At 72.4% G+C, this 17,147-nt stretch carries 15 protein-coding genes; 11 read left to right on the forward strand and 4 right to left on the reverse strand.

The genetic code is table 11. The features are described 5' to 3' along the window. Window positions 1-200 precede the first annotated feature (200 nt). The 6 genes from FHS22_RS36515 (at window position 201) to FHS22_RS36540 (ending at window position 7,033) form a co-directional block, all read left to right on the forward strand. On the forward strand, window positions 201-1,076 hold the full coding sequence (locus tag FHS22_RS36515; protein ID WP_184948777.1) for a carbohydrate ABC transporter permease: 876 nt from the start codon (window positions 201-203) through the stop codon (window positions 1,074-1,076). Continuing rightward, on the forward strand, window positions 1,076-1,990 hold the full coding sequence (locus tag FHS22_RS36520; RefSeq protein WP_260408657.1) for a sugar ABC transporter permease: 915 nt from the start codon (window positions 1,076-1,078) through the stop codon (window positions 1,988-1,990). The genes FHS22_RS36515 and FHS22_RS36520 overlap by 1 nt, the downstream gene beginning before the upstream one ends. Before the next feature lie 52 nt (window positions 1,991-2,042). Then, a complete protein-coding gene (locus tag FHS22_RS36525) occupies window positions 2,043-3,728 on the forward strand; it encodes a glycoside hydrolase family 13 protein (RefSeq protein WP_184948778.1) in 1,686 nt (561 codons plus the stop codon). 7 nt (window positions 3,729-3,735) lie between these two features. Next, on the forward strand, window positions 3,736-4,788 hold the full coding sequence (locus FHS22_RS36530; protein ID WP_184948779.1) for a LacI family DNA-binding transcriptional regulator: 1,053 nt from the start codon (window positions 3,736-3,738) through the stop codon (window positions 4,786-4,788). A 167-nt stretch (window positions 4,789-4,955) separates the two neighbouring features. Further along, window positions 4,956-6,224, forward strand: a complete 1,269-nt coding sequence (locus FHS22_RS36535) for a NosD domain-containing protein (protein ID WP_260408658.1) — start codon at window positions 4,956-4,958, stop codon at window positions 6,222-6,224. 170 nt (window positions 6,225-6,394) lie between these two features. Next, window positions 6,395-7,033, forward strand: a complete 639-nt coding sequence (locus FHS22_RS36540; RefSeq protein WP_184948780.1) for an ACT domain-containing protein — start codon at window positions 6,395-6,397, stop codon at window positions 7,031-7,033. A gap of 22 nt (window positions 7,034-7,055) precedes the next feature. Here the strand turns inward: FHS22_RS36540 and FHS22_RS36545 are convergent, their stop codons facing one another. Beyond that, on the reverse strand, window positions 7,056-8,342 hold the full coding sequence (locus tag FHS22_RS36545) for an ABC transporter ATP-binding protein (RefSeq protein ID WP_184948781.1): 1,287 nt from the start codon (window positions 8,340-8,342) through the stop codon (window positions 7,056-7,058). Between the two features lie 309 nt (window positions 8,343-8,651). On the opposite strand from FHS22_RS36545, the gene FHS22_RS36550 reads away from it, so the two are divergent. Further along, entirely contained in the window at window positions 8,652-9,716 is a 1,065-nt protein-coding gene (locus tag FHS22_RS36550; protein WP_184948782.1) for a LacI family DNA-binding transcriptional regulator, read from the forward strand. 99 nt (window positions 9,717-9,815) lie between these two features. Further along, a complete protein-coding gene (locus FHS22_RS39510; protein ID WP_184948783.1) occupies window positions 9,816-10,703 on the forward strand; it encodes a carbohydrate kinase family protein in 888 nt (295 codons plus the stop codon). A gap of 106 nt (window positions 10,704-10,809) precedes the next feature. Here the strand turns inward: FHS22_RS39510 and FHS22_RS36560 are convergent, their stop codons facing one another. Further along, window positions 10,810-14,421 carry an indolepyruvate ferredoxin oxidoreductase family protein gene (locus FHS22_RS36560; protein WP_184948784.1) on the reverse strand — a complete coding sequence of 1,204 codons (3,612 nt, stop codon included), beginning with the start codon at window positions 14,419-14,421 and terminating at the stop codon, window positions 10,810-10,812. 113 nt (window positions 14,422-14,534) lie between these two features. Here FHS22_RS36560 and FHS22_RS36565 point away from each other — a divergent pair, with 113 nt between their 5' ends. Next, window positions 14,535-14,987, forward strand: a complete 453-nt coding sequence (locus FHS22_RS36565) for an Lrp/AsnC family transcriptional regulator (RefSeq protein WP_184948785.1) — start codon at window positions 14,535-14,537, stop codon at window positions 14,985-14,987. Window positions 14,988-15,000: 13 nt separating this feature from the next. Here the strand turns inward: FHS22_RS36565 and FHS22_RS36570 are convergent, their stop codons facing one another. Then, window positions 15,001-15,183: a hypothetical protein gene (locus tag FHS22_RS36570; protein ID WP_184948786.1), complete on the reverse strand. Its 183-nt coding sequence runs from the start codon at window positions 15,181-15,183 to the stop codon at window positions 15,001-15,003. 232 nt (window positions 15,184-15,415) lie between these two features. Here FHS22_RS36570 and FHS22_RS36575 point away from each other — a divergent pair, with 232 nt between their 5' ends. Next, a complete protein-coding gene (locus FHS22_RS36575) occupies window positions 15,416-15,871 on the forward strand; it encodes a DUF6789 family protein (RefSeq protein ID WP_184948787.1) in 456 nt (151 codons plus the stop codon). A gap of 29 nt (window positions 15,872-15,900) precedes the next feature. Here the strand turns inward: FHS22_RS36575 and FHS22_RS36580 are convergent, their stop codons facing one another. Further along, window positions 15,901-16,500 carry an ATP-binding protein gene (locus tag FHS22_RS36580; protein ID WP_184948788.1) on the reverse strand — a complete coding sequence of 200 codons (600 nt, stop codon included), beginning with the start codon at window positions 16,498-16,500 and terminating at the stop codon, window positions 15,901-15,903. Between the two features lie 236 nt (window positions 16,501-16,736). On the opposite strand from FHS22_RS36580, the gene FHS22_RS36585 reads away from it, so the two are divergent. Next, on the forward strand, window positions 16,737-17,057 hold the full coding sequence (locus FHS22_RS36585) for a hypothetical protein (protein WP_184948789.1): 321 nt from the start codon (window positions 16,737-16,739) through the stop codon (window positions 17,055-17,057). The last annotated feature ends 90 nt before the right edge of the window (window positions 17,058-17,147 follow it).

Below are 17,147 nucleotides of genomic sequence, written 5' to 3' on the forward strand. Positions count from 1 at the left end.
ATTTCCCCCCCCGGCCCCCTTCCATCCCCGCCGCTATCTACACGCCGTGGCGCTCAGCTGGGCCCCCCCCCCGGGGGGGGGCCCCCCCCCCGGGGGGGGGGGGGGGGGGGGCCCCGGCCGCCCCCCCCCGCGGCCGGGGCCGCCCCAAGCAGGCCGGTTCGTTCCGCCGCTCGCTGAGCCAGTACTGGTACGCCTGGGCCATGGTGACCCCGGTCGTCGTGGTCACCGCCGCGCTGATCGGCTGGCCGCTGGTGCGGGGCGTCTACCTGTCCATGACCGACGCCACCGAGGCCAACATGGGCCGCACGATCGGCGTCAACGTCATCCCCTCGACCTACGAGTTCACCGGGCTGGACAACTACCTCTCCATCCTGGGCGGCGGCCTGTTCTGGGAGAAGCTCACCTGGACGGTCCTGTGGACCGTCGCCTGCGTCGCGCTCCACTACGGCGTCGGGCTCGGGCTGGCCCTGATGCTCAACCGGAGGATGCGCTTCCGCTCGGTCTACCGGGTGCTGCTGATCCTGCCGTGGGCGATCCCCCCGTTCGTCGCCGCGTTCATCTGGCGCTACCTCTACAACAGCGACTACGGCGTCATCAACGCCATGCTGCGGAGCATGGGCCTGGGCGGCGTCGGCTGGCTCGACGACCCGACCACGGCGAAGATCGCCGTCATCGCGGTCAACGTCTGGATCGGCATCCCCTTCATGATGCTGGCCATGCTGGGCGGGCTCCAGTCGATCCCCCGGGAGCTCTACGAGGCGGCGGAGGTGGACGGCGCGTCGCCCTGGCAGCGCTTCCGCTTCGTCACCGTCCCCGGCCTGCGCACGGTCTCCAGCACCGTCCTGCTGCTGGGCACGATCTGGACCTTCAACATGTTCCCGCTGATCTTCCTGATCACCGGCGGAGGCCCGGGCAGCTCCACGGAGATCCTGGTCACCTACGCCTACCGCGAGGCCTTCACCGGCATCCGCAACTACTCCGGCTCGGCGGCCTGGGGCGTGCTCATCCTGCTGCTCCTGGTCGTGATGGCCGTCGTCTACCGCCGCGCGCTGCGCAAGCAAGGGGAGGTCTGGTGATGAGCACCGCCGCCGTGGACTCCGGGAGCTCTGTGGACCCCGGCAGTTCCGGGGGGACCGCGAGGCGCCGCCGCGCCCGCAGCCGTGACGAGCGCAGCCTCGGCGGCTCGATCCTGCTGCACGGCACGCTCGTCGTCGCGTCCCTCATCTCGATCTTCCCCGTGGTCTGGCTCGTCCTGACCTCGCTCAAGCCGCGCGACGGCTGGCTGTCCACCGAGCTGAAGCTCTTCGACGACTCCTCGCTGGACAACTACACTCGGGTGCTGACCGAGACCCAGTTCCCGAGCTGGCTGCTCAACTCCGTGATCATCGCGGGACTGACCACGGTCATCGGGGTGTTCCTGGCCTCGACGACCGGGTACGCGATCAGCCGCTTCCGCTTCCCGGGGTACCGCGGCGTCATGTGGATGCTGCTGATCACCCAGATGTTCCCGGTGGCGATCCTGATCGTGCCGCTGTACAACCTGATGGCCGGGCTCGGCCTGCTCAACCAGATCCCCGGTCTGGTCATCGCCTACATGACGGTGGCGGTGCCGTTCTGCGCGTGGATGATGAAGGGCTACTTCGACTCCATCCCCCGCGAGATCGACCAGGCCGGCATGATCGACGGGCTGAGCCCGTTCGGCACCTTCTGGCGGGTCATCCTGCCGCTGGCCCGGCCCAGCATCGCGGTCACCGCGTTCTACTCCTTCATGACCGCCTGGGGCGAGGTCGCCTACGCCACGGTGTTCATGACGGGAGAGGACACGCGCACCCTCGCGGCCGGCCTGCAGCAGTTCGTCGGCCAGCACTGGTCCGACTGGGGCCTGATGACCGCGGCCGCGGTGCTGATCGCGGTGCCGGCGGCGGTCGTCTTCCTGCTCGTCCAGCGCAACCTGGTGGCCGGCCTCACCGCCGGCGCCACGAAGCTGTAACACCACCGTGCTATCACGTCCTGACATGTCGTCATTTGATCGGGGGACCCATATGACTGAGCTCGTTCACGTAGGCCATGCCACTGGGGCCACTGGGGCCACTGGGGCCACTGGGGCTGCCGAGGCCACTGGGGTCACTGAGGCGGCCGGGGCCGCCGGGGCCGGCACCGCGACCCGGTGGTGGCGTGACGCGGTGATCTACCAGGTTTACGTGCGCAGCTTCGCCGACGGCAACGGAGACGGCATCGGCGACCTGCTGGGTGTGCGGTCCCGGCTGCGCTACCTGGCGGACCTGGGCGTCGACGCGATCTGGCTGAACCCGTTCTACACCTCGCCGATGGCGGACTTCGGCTACGACGTGGCGGACTACCGGGACGTGGACCCGATCTTCGGCTCTCTCGCCGACGCCAAGGCGCTGATCGACGACGCGCACGCGCACGACCTGCGCGTGATCGTCGACGTCGTGCCCAACCACACCTCCGACCAGCACGTGTGGTTCCAGCAGGCGCTGGCGGCAGGGGCGGGCAGCCCCGAGCGCAGGCGCTACATCTTCCGCGAGGGCAAGGGGGCGCACGGCGAGCTGCCGCCGAACGACTGGGAGTCGGTCTTCGGCGGGCCGGCGTGGACGCGGCTGCCCGACGGGCAGTGGTACCTGCACCTGTTCGCCCCCGAGCAGCCGGACCTGGACTGGGAGAACCCCGAGGTCCACGCCGAGTTCGAGTCGATCCTGCGGTTCTGGCTCGACCTGGGAGTGGACGGCTTCCGCATCGACGTCTCCCACGGCATGGTCAAGGCCGAGGGGCTGCCCGACGTCGGCCACTCCGACCAGGTCAAGATGATCGGAACCCAGGTCGTCCCGTTCTTCGACCAGGACGGCGTGCACGAGATCCACCGCGCCTGGCGCCGGCTGCTCGACTCCTACCCGGGCGAGCGGATCGGCGTCGCCGAGGCGTGGGTGCCGTCCCTGGACCGGCTGGCCAACTACGTGCGCCCGGACGAGCTGCACCAGGCGTTCAACTTCCACTTCCTGACCACCCCGTGGGACGCGGCCCGCTTCCGCACGGTGATCGACGAGTCGCTGGCCAGCGCCGGCGCGGTCGGCGCGCCCGCGACCTGGGTGCTGTCCAACCACGACGTCAAGCGGCACGTCACCCGGTACGGCCACGGCGAGCTCGGCCTGCGCCGCGCCCGCGCCGCGGCCCTGCTGACACTGGGGCTGCCCGGCTCCACCTACGTCTACCAGGGCGAGGAGCTCGGCCTGCCCGAGGTGCTCGACCTGCCGGAGGAGTACCTGCGCGACCCGCAGCGGCTGCGCAACCCCGAGGACGGCCGCGACGGCTGCCGGGTGCCGATCCCGTGGGCCGACGTGCAGCCGCACTTCGGTTTCAGCCTGCCCGGCATCGAGGAGTCGTGGCTGCCGATGCCGGCCTCCTGGGGCCCGCTCAGCGTCGAGTCCCAGCTGCGCGACCCCGACTCCACGCTCCACCTCTACCGGGAGGCGCTGCGGATCCGGCGGGAGCGCGACTCCTTCGGCGACGCCCCGCTGACCTGGCTGGACTCCCCGGAGGGCACCCTCGCCTTCCGGAGGGGCGACGGGCTCGCCGTCACGGTGAACCTGACCGGTGAGCCGGTCGAACTGCCCGCGCCCGGCAGGCTCCTGCTGGCCAGCGCGGAACCGCTCGGCCGGGACGGCGTGGTACGGCTCGCGCCGGACTCCGCCGCCTGGTGGGAGTGCTGAGCCCGCGATGACGTCGTACAACGGCGGCCCGCTGGCGCCCGGCACGGCCAGACTGGCCGACATCGCCGTGCACGCCGGAGTCAGCGAGGCGACGGTGAGCCGGGTGCTCAACGGCAAGCCGGGCGTCTCGGCGGCGACCCGGCAGGCGGTGCTGGCCGCGCTCGACGTCATGGGCTACGAGCGGCCGCAGCGGCTGCGCCAGCGCAGCAACGGGCTGATCGGGCTGGTCACGCCGGAGCTGGACAACCCGATCTTCCCGGCCTTCGCCCAGGCCTTCGAGAAGACGCTGACCCAGCACGGCTACACGCCGCTGCTGTGCACCCGGCTGCCCGGCGGCGCGGCCGAGGACGAGTTCACCGAACTGCTCGTCGAGCGCGGGGTCAGCGGGATCATCTTCGTCTCCGGGCTGCACGCCGACGTCACCGCCAACCAGGACCGCTACACCCAGCTGCTCGGCCAGGGCGTGCCCATCGTCCTGCTCAACGGGCACTCCGGCGACGTGCAGGCCCCGTTCATCTCCCCGGACGACTGGGCCGCCGCGCGGCTGGCCGTGCAGCACCTGGTGGACCTGGGGCACGAGCGCATCGGGCTGGCCGCGGGGCCGGGCCGGTTCGTGCCGGTGATCCGCAAGATCGAGGGCTACCGGCGGGCGATGGCGCAGCTGCTGGGGGTGACCGAGGTGGACGAGCTGATCTCGCACTCGCTGTTCTCGGTCGAGGGCGGCCAGGCCGCCGCCTCGGTGCTGCTGGAGCGGGGGTGCACCGGCATCGTGTGCGCCTCGGACCTGATGGCGCTGGGCGCGATCCGGGCCTGCCGCGACCGGGGCCTGTCGGTGCCCGGGGACGTGTCGATCGTCGGATACGACGACTCGCCGCTGATCGCGTTCACCGACCCGCCGCTGACCACCGTGCGCCAGCCGGTGCAGTCGATGGTGACCGCCGCGGTGCACACGCTGCTCGAAGCCGTCGCGGGCACGCCCGGCCAGCACTCCGAGCTCATCTTCCAGCCGGAGTTCATCGTGCGCGGCTCGACGGGTTCCGGTCCCAAGATCGTGCGTTGAGGGTCCGTCCTCCCGGTCGCGTGCTTGCCGCGCGGGACGGGGGGAAGGTACGCCGGAGGGCGGTAACGGTTGGCTGGACGTCGGGTCTCGAAATGGCAATTCCGGCAATGGTTATGAAAGGATTCAACTCAACCTTTTCAATCGTGACGGCGATGGAGTGTGCCCGGATGGAGCCGACCAGGCGGTGGATCGTTCCCGCAGCAGGAATGCTCGTGGCAGGCGGGATGCTCGTCCCCGCCCCGGCCACGGCGGCAGCGGCGGCGGGAACGGTCTACTACGTCGACTCGCAGCGGGGCAACGACTCCGCGACGGGAACCTCGGCCACCACGGCCTGGCAGTCCCTGCAGGCCGTCAACGGCACCGAGCTCAAGCCCGGCGACACCGTCCGGCTCAAGCGCGGCGGCAGCTGGAAGGGCGCCCTCACGCTGAGCGGCAAGGGCACCGCCGCCTCGCGCATCACCGTGGAGGCCTACGGCGAGGGCGCCGCCCCGAAGATCGGCGGCCGGGACGACGAGTGCGTCGTGGTCAGCGGGTCCTACATCCGGGTCACCGGCATACGCGCCAGCGGCTGCCGGTGGTCCGGCTTCGAGATCAGCGGTGACCGCAACGAGCTCGACGCCGTGCACGCCGACCGCAACATCAGCGGCGTGCACATCATGGGCTCCCACAACACGGTCAAGAACAGCACCCTGACCAAGAACAACCGGATGAGCGTCAACGACAAGGGCGGCGACGACGACTCCGGCGCCTTCGGCGTGCTGCTCAACGGCGACGACAACCTCATCACCGGTAACACGATCACCGGCAGCTACGCGTCCAGCCACGACTACCGCACCGACGGCGCCGCCGTCGAGGTGTTCAACGGCGACCGCAACCGGGTCACCCACAACACCGCCCGCGACAACGAGACCTTCGTCGAGCTCGGCGCGGAGAAGGGCAAGACCTCCACCGGGAACGTCTTCGCGCACAACGTGGTGACCTCCGCCCGCAAGCGCGGCTCCTTCCTGATCACCCGCGGCGCCCGGCACGCCGTCGGCCCGGTGAAGGGCACCATCGCGGTGCACAACTCGGTCTACCTGCCGTCCCGCGACACCATCGGCTGGTCCTGCCACGACGGCTGCTCGCCGGCCATCCTCAAGCTCCGCAACAACGCCATCATGGTCGGCGGGCAGGTGGGCTACGAGGACGGCAAGGGCGCGGACGAGGGCGGGAGCGTGTACTACGGCCGCTCCGTCAAGTTCAAGCTCGGCTCCCGGTCCGTCGTGGCCAAGCCGGGCTTCCGCAGCACCAGGGACCTCCGCCTGGCGCCCGGCTCCCCGGCCCTCGGCCGCGGCGTCAGGCTCGGCCCCGCCTGGTACGGCGGAGCCGCCCTCGCCCGCGACCTGACCGGCAAGCCGCTGCCCGCGGCCCCCGCGGCCGGGGCCTACCAGAACTGACGCGCCCCCCGGCCCGAGGGCCGGGGAGCCGGGCCCGTGCCGGACGCCGCGCCCGCCGTACGGGCGTCCCCCGGAGAACGCCGCCGCCCGGGACATATCCTGGACATCTTCTGAGAACATCGGGGAAACCTGCTCAGGGCACCCTGGTGCCCGAAGAGAGGTGGTTGGCGATGATACTTCGGCTCCGGGTGTCCTTTCCCGACCGGCCGGGCGCCCTGGGACAGGTCGCGCGGGTGCTCGGCACGCTGGGCGCGGACATCCTCCAGGTGACGGTGCTGGAACGCGAGACCGGCCGGGCCGTGGACGACTTCATCGTCTCCTGGCCCGGAGGCCCGGACGCGGCGACCGTCCGCGACCGCCTCGCGGTGGTCCCGGGCATGCGGGTCGAGGGCGTCTGGCCCACCCGCGAGACCCCGGGCGCGGCCCCGGACTACGATCTGCTCCGCCACGTCGCCGCCGATCCGTCGAGGGCCTTCCCCACCCTGGTGGACGCCGTGCCCGACCTGGTGGGAGCCGAATGGGCCGTCGCCCTCGCCTCCGGCGAGGGCGGGCTCGTCCACCGCAGCTGGCAGGCCCCGGCGGTGCTGGACGAGGACGGCGGCCTGGCCGGAGTGAAGTTCGGCGATCTCACGCCCCTGCGCCCCGCGGTGCTGGCCTCCGGTCCCTACCGGCTGATGAGCCTGCCCGTCCCCGGCGCGGCCCTGCACGTGGTGCTGGCCCGCACCGAGGGCCCGCCCTTCCACCGCGCCGAGATGGACCGTGCCAACCGGGTCGTGGAGATCGTCTCCATCATCGCCGCCTCCGCCTGACCGCCGAGGCGCCGTTCCCGGGTCAGCGGTGCGGCGGGTCGATGCGGGACCCGTCGGCGGTGAACAGCAGCAGGCGGGTGACGTCGACGCCGACCCGGGCCGGCTCCCCGGCGCGCCAGACGGGCCGGGACCCGACGCGGACGATGAGGTCGGCCCGGCGATGGGTGCCGCCGACCTGCTCCTGGCTCTGGTACTGGGGGCTTTCCTCGACCCCCGAGCCGGGCAGCAGCCGACGCATCATGGAGCGGATCCGGCTGCCCTGGGCGTCGGAGCCCGCGCCGCGGGCGTTCAGCCGGGGGTCCGGGGGCTCGGGGACGGCGACGGAGGTGATGCCCGACTCGACGTAGGCGAGCCACTCGTGGCCGTGGTATTCCAGGGCGCGCACCCGGCCGAGGAAGGTGGGCCCCTCGAAGGTCTCCGGAACCGGGGCGAGGCAGTCGGGGCGGAGCCCGACGATGATCTGGTGGCCGACGTGCTGGGAGATCACGTAGGCGCGCGGATCGGTCCAGGGGATGGTGATCTGGTGCGGGCCGAAGTCCAGCAGGATGAACTGGTTCTGCGGGGTCCGCACGGTGGCCGAGAGCAGGTTGAGCTGCTGGGAGCTGAGGAAGGCCGCGGTGAAGGCGGTGGCCGGGTCGTTGTAGACCTGCCCGGGCGTGCCGACGTCCTGGAGCACTCCCCGGTTCATGATGGCGATCCGGTCGGCCAGGGTCAGCGCCTCGACCTGGTCGTGCGTCACGTAGATCGTGGTCACCCCGAGGGAGCGGACCAGCGCGGAGATCTCCATCCGCAGCTCGGTCCGCATGCCGGCGTCCAGGTTGGACAGCGGCTCGTCCATCAGGAACAGCGAGGGCTGGCGGACGATCGCGCGGCCCATCGCCACCCGCTGCCGCTGGCCGCCTGAGAGCGTTCCAGGACGACGGTCGAGTGTCTCGTCGATGTGCAGGGCCTTCGACAGCTCGGTGACCCGGTCCCTGACCAGCTCCGGATCGGCCTTGGCGATCTCCAGGGGGAAGGAGAGGTTGCCGCGCACGGTGCGGTGAGGGTAGAGCGCGCCGTTCTGGAAGACCATGGCGACGTCCCGGTCGCGCGGGGCGAGGTCATTGGCGAGCTCGCCGCCCAGCCACAGGTCGCCGGAGGTGACCTCCTCGAGCCCGGCGATCATCCGCAGCAGAGTCGACTTCCCGCAGCCCGAGGGGCCGAGCAGGACCAGGAACTCGCCGTCCCCGGTGCGCAGGTTCATCCGATCGACCGCCAGGTACCCCCCCGGGTACACCTTGGTCACGTTGTCCAGGACGACGGTACTCATACTTCGCGCTCGTTCCTCCCGGACGGGGTGTCCGGATCCACCCTGTGATTGATGAGGTAGTACATCGTGACACTTGCCCGTGTGTCCATAGATGTCGTTAGAAATCGTGCATCTGGTGGTTACATCTGTATCTCTGGCGGATAACCGGCGCACTGTATTGCCTGTTTTCGGAAGCTTGCGGCGTTGAAGCCTCCAAGATGTTAGAGTTTGCGGAAACTTTCGGAAACGAATTTCACAACGGGGCGCACGCCGGATCGGAGACCCCCATCCGGCTTGCGCCCCCTCCACCCCCATGGTGAGGTACGTCGGATGGACGGTGAAGCAACGCAGAGCTCCCGCCCGCGCCCCGACGGGGCGGGCACCCGGCTGGCGGACATCGCGCTCCAGGCGGGGGTCAGCGAGGCGACGGTGAGCCGGGTGCTCAACGGCAAGCCGGGCGTCTCGGCGGTCACCCGGCAGGCGGTGCTGACCGCCCTCGACCTGATGGGCTACGAGCGGCCGCAGCGGCTGCGCCAGCGCAGCAACGGGCTGATCGGGCTGGTCACGCCGGAGCTGGACAACCCGATCTTCCCGGCCTTCGCCCAGGCGATAGAGAAGGCGCTGACCCAGCACGGCTACACCCCCGTGCTCTGCACCCAGCTTCCCGGCGGGGCGCCGGAGGACGAGTTCACCGAACTGCTGACCGACCGCGGGGTCAGCGGCATCGTCTTCGTCTCCGGGCTGCACGCCGACACCACCGCCCGGATGGACCGCTACACCCGGCTCACCGACCGCGGGCTGCCCATCGTCCTGCTGGACGGCTACACCGACCAGATCGACGCGCCCTTCATCTCCCCGGACGACCGGCTCGCCGCGCAACTGGCCGTGCAGCACCTGGTGGACCTGGGGCACGAGCGCATCGGGCTGGCCGTCGGGCCGGGCCGGTTCGTGCCGGTGATCCGCAAGATCGAGGGCTACCGGCGGGCGATGGCGCAGCTGCTGGGGGTGACCGAGGTGGACGAGCTGATCTCGCACTCGCTGTTCTCGGTCGAGGGCGGCCAGGCGGCGGCGGTGAGGCTGCTGGAGCAGGGGTGCACCGGCATCGTGTGCGCCTCGGACCTGATGGCGCTGGGCGCGATCCGGGCCTGCCGCGACCGGGGCCTGTCGGTGCCCGGCGAGGTCTCGGTGGTGGGCTTCGACGACTCGCCGCTGATCGCGTTCACCGACCCGCCGCTGACCACCGTCCGCAAGCCGATCGGCGCGATGGCCGCGGCGGCGGTGGAGACCCTCCTGGAAGGGGTCAACGGCACGCCGGGCCGCCACGTCGAGCTGGTGTTCCAGCCCGAGCTGGTGGTGCGCCGCTCCACCGGCTCCGGCCCCCTGGTCAACCGGTGACCGCCCGTCACCGGGAAAGGATCGTGAACCTGTGAGTGAGCGTAGCGAGCGAGCCGATGGGCACAGCACCCTGCTCACGGGGCCGACGAAGGAGGGCTTGTGAGCCACGACGTGGTCGTGATCGGCGGGACCGGCGTCGACACCACCGTCTACGTGCCCGGCCTGCCCCTGCCGTACGCCGACACCTACGCCGTCCCGCCGGTCGTCGACCGGATCGGCAACACCGGCAGCGGCGTCGCGCTCGGCTGCCACGCCCTCGGCCTGCGGGTCAGGCTCGTCGACCTGGTCGGCGACGACCCCCAGGGCCGGTTCATCAGGACGTACTTCGCCGACCGGGGCATCGAGGCGGGCTGGGCCCCCGCCCCGCAGGGCACCCGGCGCAGCGTCCTGCTCGTCGGCCCGGACGGGCGGCGCACCTCGCTGTTCGACCCGCGCGCCGAGCCGGGGGAGCGGCTCCCGCGTGAGCTCTACCTCGACGCGGCCCGCCGCGCCCGGCACGTCCACGTCTCGATCACGGACTTCTCCCGGCACGCCTACCCCGACCTGGCGGACAGGGACGCCGCGGGCATCTCCACCGACCTGCACGACTGGGACGGCGAGAACGACCACCACCGCGACTTCGCCCGGTCCTCCGGCCTGGTCTTCCTCTCGGAGACCGCGCTCGGCGCCCGGCGCGACGCCGTCATGCGCGGCATCCTCGAGGCCGGCCGCGCCGAGACCGTCGTCTGCACGGCGGGAGCCGCCGGCTGCCACGTCCTCGACTCCTCGGGCCTGCGGCACTTCCCGGCCGCGCCGCTGCCCGGTCCGGTCGCCGACAGCAACGGCGCGGGAGACGCCTTCGTCAGCGGGTTCCTGTACGGCAGGCTGCGCGGCCGCCCGGTCGAGGAGTGCGTGCGGTTCGGCGCGGTCGCCGGAGCCCACGCCTGCACGGTGCAGGGCACCCACGAGGACCCCATCACGGAGAAGACCCTCCTCGACCGGGTGTGACGGTCGAGGAGGGTCTCGGCTGGGTCGGGCGGGCGGTCCGGAGTCCGGGCCGCCCCGGCACCCCCGGCGCCCCCGGTGGTCCCTGCGCTCCTTCGGCCTCAGGGGCTCAGCGGCCGGACTCCAGCCTCGCCAGCAGGGCGGCGGCCCGCTCCCGGTAGGCGGCCACGGTGCCCAGCTTCACGTCCTCGTAGCCGCGGACCGTCTCGGGCAGGCCGGCCAGCTCGCGGACCCGGTCCTCGGTCTCCGGGGACAGGTGCTCCAGGGCGCGGTGCACATCCCGGGTGTACTCGGCGACGAGTTCCCGTTCGACCCTGCGCACCCCGGCCATCCCGAACGGGTCCAGCCTCGTGCCGCGCACCCGGCGCATGCCGTACAGCAGGCGGAAGGCCGGGTCGAACCAGGAGCCGAGGCGGATCTTGCGCTTCATGCCCAGCGCCCGGAAGACCGGCGGGTGCAGGTTGTAGGAGATCTTCGCGCCGGGGCCGAACTCCGCGGCGATCCTGGCCCGTTCGGCCGGGTCGAGGTGGAGCCGCGCGACCTCGTACTCGTCCTTGTAGGCCATCAGCCGGTGCAGGTGACGGGCGTAGGCCTCGGTGATCGGGGCCGCAGTGATCGGGGCCGCAGTGATCGGGGCCCCGGCGTCCGGGCGGTGCCCCGCCTGCTCGCGGGCGAGCACGGCGCGCACCGCCTCGGCGTATCCGGCGGCGTAGCGCAGGTTCTGGTAGGCGACCAGGTCGGGCACCCGGACCAGGAGCAGCCGGTGCAGCTCGCTCCCCTCCGGCGCGCCCACGGACCCGACCAGCCGCAGGACCTCCTCGGAGAGCCGCCCGGTCCCGGGTCCGGCCTCGGGGGAGGCGGCGCCGGTCGCCGCCGCCACGGCCTCGGGAGCGGCCACGACCGCCCGGCCCCAGTGGAAGGCGGCCACGGTCCTCTCCGCGGACTTCCCTCCGCCCAGCCGGATGGCGCGCTCGATCGCGTCCAGACTGAGCGGGATGAGCCCGCGCTGCCAGGCGGCTCCGACCACGATCGTGTTGGCCGGCATGTGGTCGCCGAAGACGGCCTGCGCCAGTTCCTCGGCGTCGAGGTAGACGTTCAGCTCGCGGCGGGTCCTGGCCTCCAGCGCGCCGATCGGCGAGCCGAGCTCGGTCAGGTGGGTGGCCGGGTCGAGCACCATGGAACCGGTCGGGACCAGGCTGGTGGAGACCACCGCGACGGTGCGGTCGCGGTCGGCGGTGCGCAGGTGCTTGGGGTCGGTGGCGCCGATCAGGTCCAGCGCCAGGTAGGCGTCGACGCTGGCCGCGCTGGCCTGCCCGGACCGGTCGCCCTCGCCGTCGAAGATCAGGATGTCGGAGACGACCGTCCCGCCCTTCTGCGCCAGGCCCGTCTGGTCGAGCCCGCGCGACCGCTTGCCGTCGAGCAGGGCGGCGGTGCCGAGGATCTGGGCGATCGAGACCACGCCGGTCCCGCCGATGCCGACCAGGCGGATCGTCGCCTCCGCGCCGCGCGCCTCGGGCGCGGGCATCTCCGGAGGGGCCGGTACGGCGCGCCTGCCCGCCTTCCCTGACTTCGCGGCCTTCCCGGGCCTGCCGGCCTTGCCCGGGACCACGGTGACGAAGGACGGGCAGTCGCCCTCCACGCACGAGTAGTCCTTGTTGCACGACGACTGGTGGATCTCGGTCTTGCGGCCGAACTCGGTCTCCACCGGAAGCACCGACAGGCACTCGGACTTCTTCGCGCAGTCGCCGCAGCCCTCGCAGACCCGCTGGTTGATCGCCACCCGCTTCACCGGGTCGGGCAGCGCGCCCTTCTTGCGCAGCCGCCGCTTCTCGGCCGCGCACTGCTGGTCGTGGACCAGCACGGTCACCCCGGGGATCGCGGCCAGCTCGCGCTGGGCGTCCTCCAGCGCGCTCCGGTCGCGGACCTCGGCGATCTTCGCCAGCCGGACGCCGCGGTAGCGGGCGGGCTCGTCGGTGGTGACGATCACCCGGCGTACGCCCTCGACCTCCAGCCAGCGCGTCAGGTCGGCCACCGCCAGCGACGGCTGGATCGTCTGCCCGCCGGTCATCGCGACCGCGCTGTTGTAGAGGATCTTGTAGGTGATGTTGACGCCCGCGCCGACCGCCGCGCGGACCGCGAGCGAGCCCGAGTGGTGGAAGGTGCCGTCGCCGAGGTTCTGGAAGATGTGCGGGGTGTCGGTGAACGGCGCCTGGCCGATCCACTGGGTGCCCTCGCCGCCCATCTGGGTCAGGCCGGTGAGCGTGCCCTTGCCCTCGGGGTTGATCACGACCATGGTGTGGCAGCCGATCCCGGCGCCGACCGGCGCGCCGTCCGGGACGGCGGTGGAGCGGTTGTGCGGGCAGCCCGAGCAGAAGAACGGGGTGCGCTGGGCGGTGAGCAGCTTCAGCGGCTCGGGGCGGGAGATGACGGCCAGGTTCCTGGAGACGCGGTCGCCGAGGTCCGAGGAGGAGCGCTCCGCCGCGATTCCCTTGCGGCGCAGCCGGAAGGCGACGGCCTTGGCCGCCAGGTCGGCGTCCACGCCGCCCGCCTGCGGGATCAGCCGGGCGCCGTTCTCGTCCAGCTTGCCCAGGACGCGCGGGGCGTCCGCGGTGCCGTACAGGACGTCCTTGACCAGAGTCTCCAGGAGCGGGGCCTTCTCCTCCACGACCATGATCTCTTCCAGGCCGCGGGCGAAGGTCCGGACGATCTCCGGCTCCAGGGGCCAGAGCATGCCGATCTTCAGCAGCCGGACACCGGCCTCCTCCGGCGTGACGCCGAGCTTGCGGAAGCCCTCGCGCACGTCGTAGTAGGCGGTGCCGGAGGCCACGACGCCGAGCCAGGCGCCCGGGGGGTCGGCGGTGATGCGGTTGAGGCCGTTCTCCCGGGCGTAGGCGCGGGCCAGTTCGGTGCGCGGGCCGACGAGGGTGCGCTCCATCTCCAGCGACCAGGGGGTGAGCAGGGTGGCGTTGGGCATGTGCCGGTACGGCCTGCCTTGATAGTCGACGCTGTAGCCGGCTCCATCCCCGTCTCCGGCGCCGGGCATGACCGGGACGACCCGGTCATGCCCGACGCTCACGGTGCCGGTGCCGTCCACGACGTTGGAGACGGCCTTCACCGCGACCCACAGCCCGCTCGCCCGGGACGCCGCGATCGCGTGGCGGCCCAGGTCGAGCAGTTCCTGGACGCTGCCAGGGTGGACGATCGGCATGCCGAGGGCGGCGAGCGCGCTCTCGGTGGCGGAGGGAAGCGTGGAGGACTTGCACGTCGGGTCGTCGCCGCAGAAGGCGATCAGGCCGCCCTGCGGGTGGGCGCCGACGAAGTTGCCGTGCCGGAAGGCGTCGGCCGCGCGGTCCACGCCGGGGGCCTTGCCGTACCAGACGCCCAGCACGCCGGTCTTGCGCGGCCGGGGGAGCGCGGGCACGAGCTGGCTGCCCCAGACGGCGGTGGCGCCCAGCTCCTCGTTCTGGCCGGGGCGGTGCACCACGTCGAGCGGCTCGGTGTGCCTGCGGGCGCGGGCCAGCTCCAGGTCGAAGCCGCCCAGCGGCGAGCCCGGGTAGCCCGACACCATCGTGCCCGTGTCGAGCCCGGCGCGGCGGTCGGCGCGCATCTGGTCGAGGATCACCCGCACCAGCGCCTGCGTGCCGTTCATGAAGACCTGGCCCCCGTCGAGGAGGTACCGGTCGTCGGGAGTGATCTCGCGGGAGTCTGCGAAGATCGTCATGCTGGTGGTCCCGTCTGTCGGCCCCGCTTGGATTGCCGCAAGGTTATGTCAGAGTGACCGGTATCCGATGTCAATATTCGTGTCGTTCACCGCTCGTATTAGCATCTGTTGCCATGGATGCCATCGACCGCGCAATTCTCAGCCTCCTGCAAACCGAGGGGAGACTGAGCAACCAGGAACTGGCCGAGCGGGTACGGCTGACGCCCTCGCCGTGCCTGCGCCGGGTCCGCAACCTGGAGGAGTCCGGAGTGATCAGCGGCTACCGGGCGGTGGTCGATCCGGCCGCCGTGGGGCGCGGGTTCCAGGTGCTGGCCTACGTCGAACTGGAGGGCCAGGACGCCGAGACCGTCACCGCCTTCGAGGCGGCCGTCATGGAGATCGACGACGTGGTCGAGTGCCTGCGCATGTTCGGCCGCCCCGACTACGTGCTCCGGGTCGCGGTGCCCGACATGGAGTCCTACAGCCAGCTCTGCCTGGAGCGGCTCGGCCGCCTGCCCGGCCTGGACAAGCTCACCTCGCAGATCGCCATGAAGGCCCTCAAGCCCGGTGGTGTGCTCCCGCTGTGAGCCCGTCCCCGGCTCAGGAGTCCCCGCCGCCCGCCGACGGGCGGGCCTTCAGGAGATCGACGATCCCCACGATCCCGGCGGAGACCAGCAGGAGGGCGAAAGGCCAGTTCAGGCCGCCCAGAGCGGCGCTGACCACGGCGCCGGCCGCGAGGAGCCCGACGGCGGCGGCGATGATGACCCGAGGAGTGCGTCCCATGTCCTTCGTCCTTCACATCGGAGAGCCGGGGCCCCGGCGGGTCCCGGCTGTCCATGGATAGGCCCTGGCGGTTGCGGACCCCTTGCCCGCCGCTTGACCGGGTGGCGGCGCCGCAGGGCTGTGGCGGACGAGCTGCCGGACGCCGGCGTCCGGCCTCCGGGTTGTTTGGCCGGCGGCGCGGAGGGGAGTCGGCCGGGATGGGAGAGAACGAGCGGGACGGGGAGCGGCCGTCATGATCCGGGATCTCGTGCGGGGCGGCCTGGGCGGGGTGGTCGCCACCGCCGCCATGAGCGTGGTGATGGTCGCCGGCGACCGCGCCGGGCTGATGCGCGACCAGCCGCCCAAGCGCATCATCCGGGCCTTCCTGCCCGGCGGGCGGCATCGGCCCGAACCGGGTGAGGGAGTGCTCGCGGCGGTCGCGCACGTCGGATTCGGCGCCGCCTGCGGAGCGCTGTTCGGGCTTCTGGCGAGGGGACGCCGCCCTCCGGTCCCGGCGGGCGTCGGGTACGGCCTGGCGATCTGGCTGGCCGGCTACCAGGGGTGGGTCCCCGCCCTCGGCGTCCTGCCGCCGATCTCCCGCGACCGGCCGGGACGGGTCGCGGTGATGGGGGCGGGACACGTGGTCTACGGCGCCGCGCTCGCCGCCGCGGTGGGAAACCTGAACCGGGACCGGCCGGATCGGGGCTGACGGGTCCGGCGTCCCCGGGGACCGGCGGCTCAGCGCTTGGCGAAGCGGATGGCCTGGAGCCGGTCCGCCGCGGGCCGGTCGAGGACCGTCGCGCTCACCGCAGGGGGCACCGCGCCGGTGCGGGCACGGGCGACGATCCGCCGCCAGCGGCGGCAGTGCCAGGTGAAGAGGCCGGCGGGGACGACCCGGCCCCGGGTCAACTGCCCCTTGCGCGCGACCCCGGGCTCCACGTCGAGCATGACCAGGTGCATCTCGGCGCCGCCGAGCCGGGCGACCCAGGCCAGGCCGTACATGATGTGCGGCCAGGTGCCCCGGCTGTGCGCGACGACGGCGTGGCCGCGGAGAACGGCGCGGACGATGCGCGCCATGTGGGTGGTGTGCACGATCGGGGTGCGCAGGCGCGGCGGGAGCGGGGCGAGGCGGGGCGCCCACCAGGCGCGGGACTGCCGGGAGTCGATCACCACGGCGTCTCCGGCGGTCACCGGCCGGGTCTCGTCGCCGCGCAGGCCGTACAACCGGTCCAGCAGGGTGCTCTTGCCCGCGCCGGGGAGCCCGGTGAGCAGCACCAGCGAGCGGGCCGGGTAGGTCAGCTCCTCGACGGACGGCGGGCAGGCCGGAGTGGCGGCCATCGCATGCACCTCGCAGGGGACAGGGAAGACGTCCTCCCATCATGGGGGCCGCGCGGACCATTCGCGCACGTGCGGGATCCCCGGTGGCCGCGGGTGCCCGGGATCCGGCCGATTCAGGGGACGGCGGCTTCACGGGCGGGCGGTGGGCCGAGTGCCCCTCCGCGAAGGTTGGGCTATGGTCGCTGGTGATGAGGGAACCGCGGCGGGGTGTACGCAGGCCCACTGCCGCAGCGGCCGTGGTGGGCCTCGTTCTCGCCGTCGTCCTCGCGGCGGTCGCCCCCTCCTCCTGGTCGGGCGGGTGGCGTTCCACCGGCTCTGACAGCGGTCTCTGGGTTCCTCAGAGCTCCGGCGCACACCAGTCGACCGCGCCCCGGTTCCTGTCCGGCGGGGCCGAGCACCTGCCGGCGCCGGGGCAGCCGCGCTCTCTGCCGGCCGCGGGCGCCGCGGCGGCCCTTCTCCTCCTCGTGCCGCTCGTCCGGCTCGGCGCCGGTCCGGCGGCAGGCCCCCGGCGCACCCTCCGCCGGGTCGTCACCCCGCGCAGCCCTCCGGCCGCCTAGGAGTGTCCTGAAGATCTTGGTGGGTGGGTCGGCATGCGCCGGCTCACCCTCTTCGTCATGGGGCGATGGGGACGAGAACCCAGATGTTGT

It is taken from the genome of Thiemannella venezuelensis (assembly GCF_014203605.1).
GTDB lineage: Bacteria > Actinomycetota > Actinomycetes > Streptosporangiales > Streptosporangiaceae > Planomonospora_A > Planomonospora_A venezuelensis.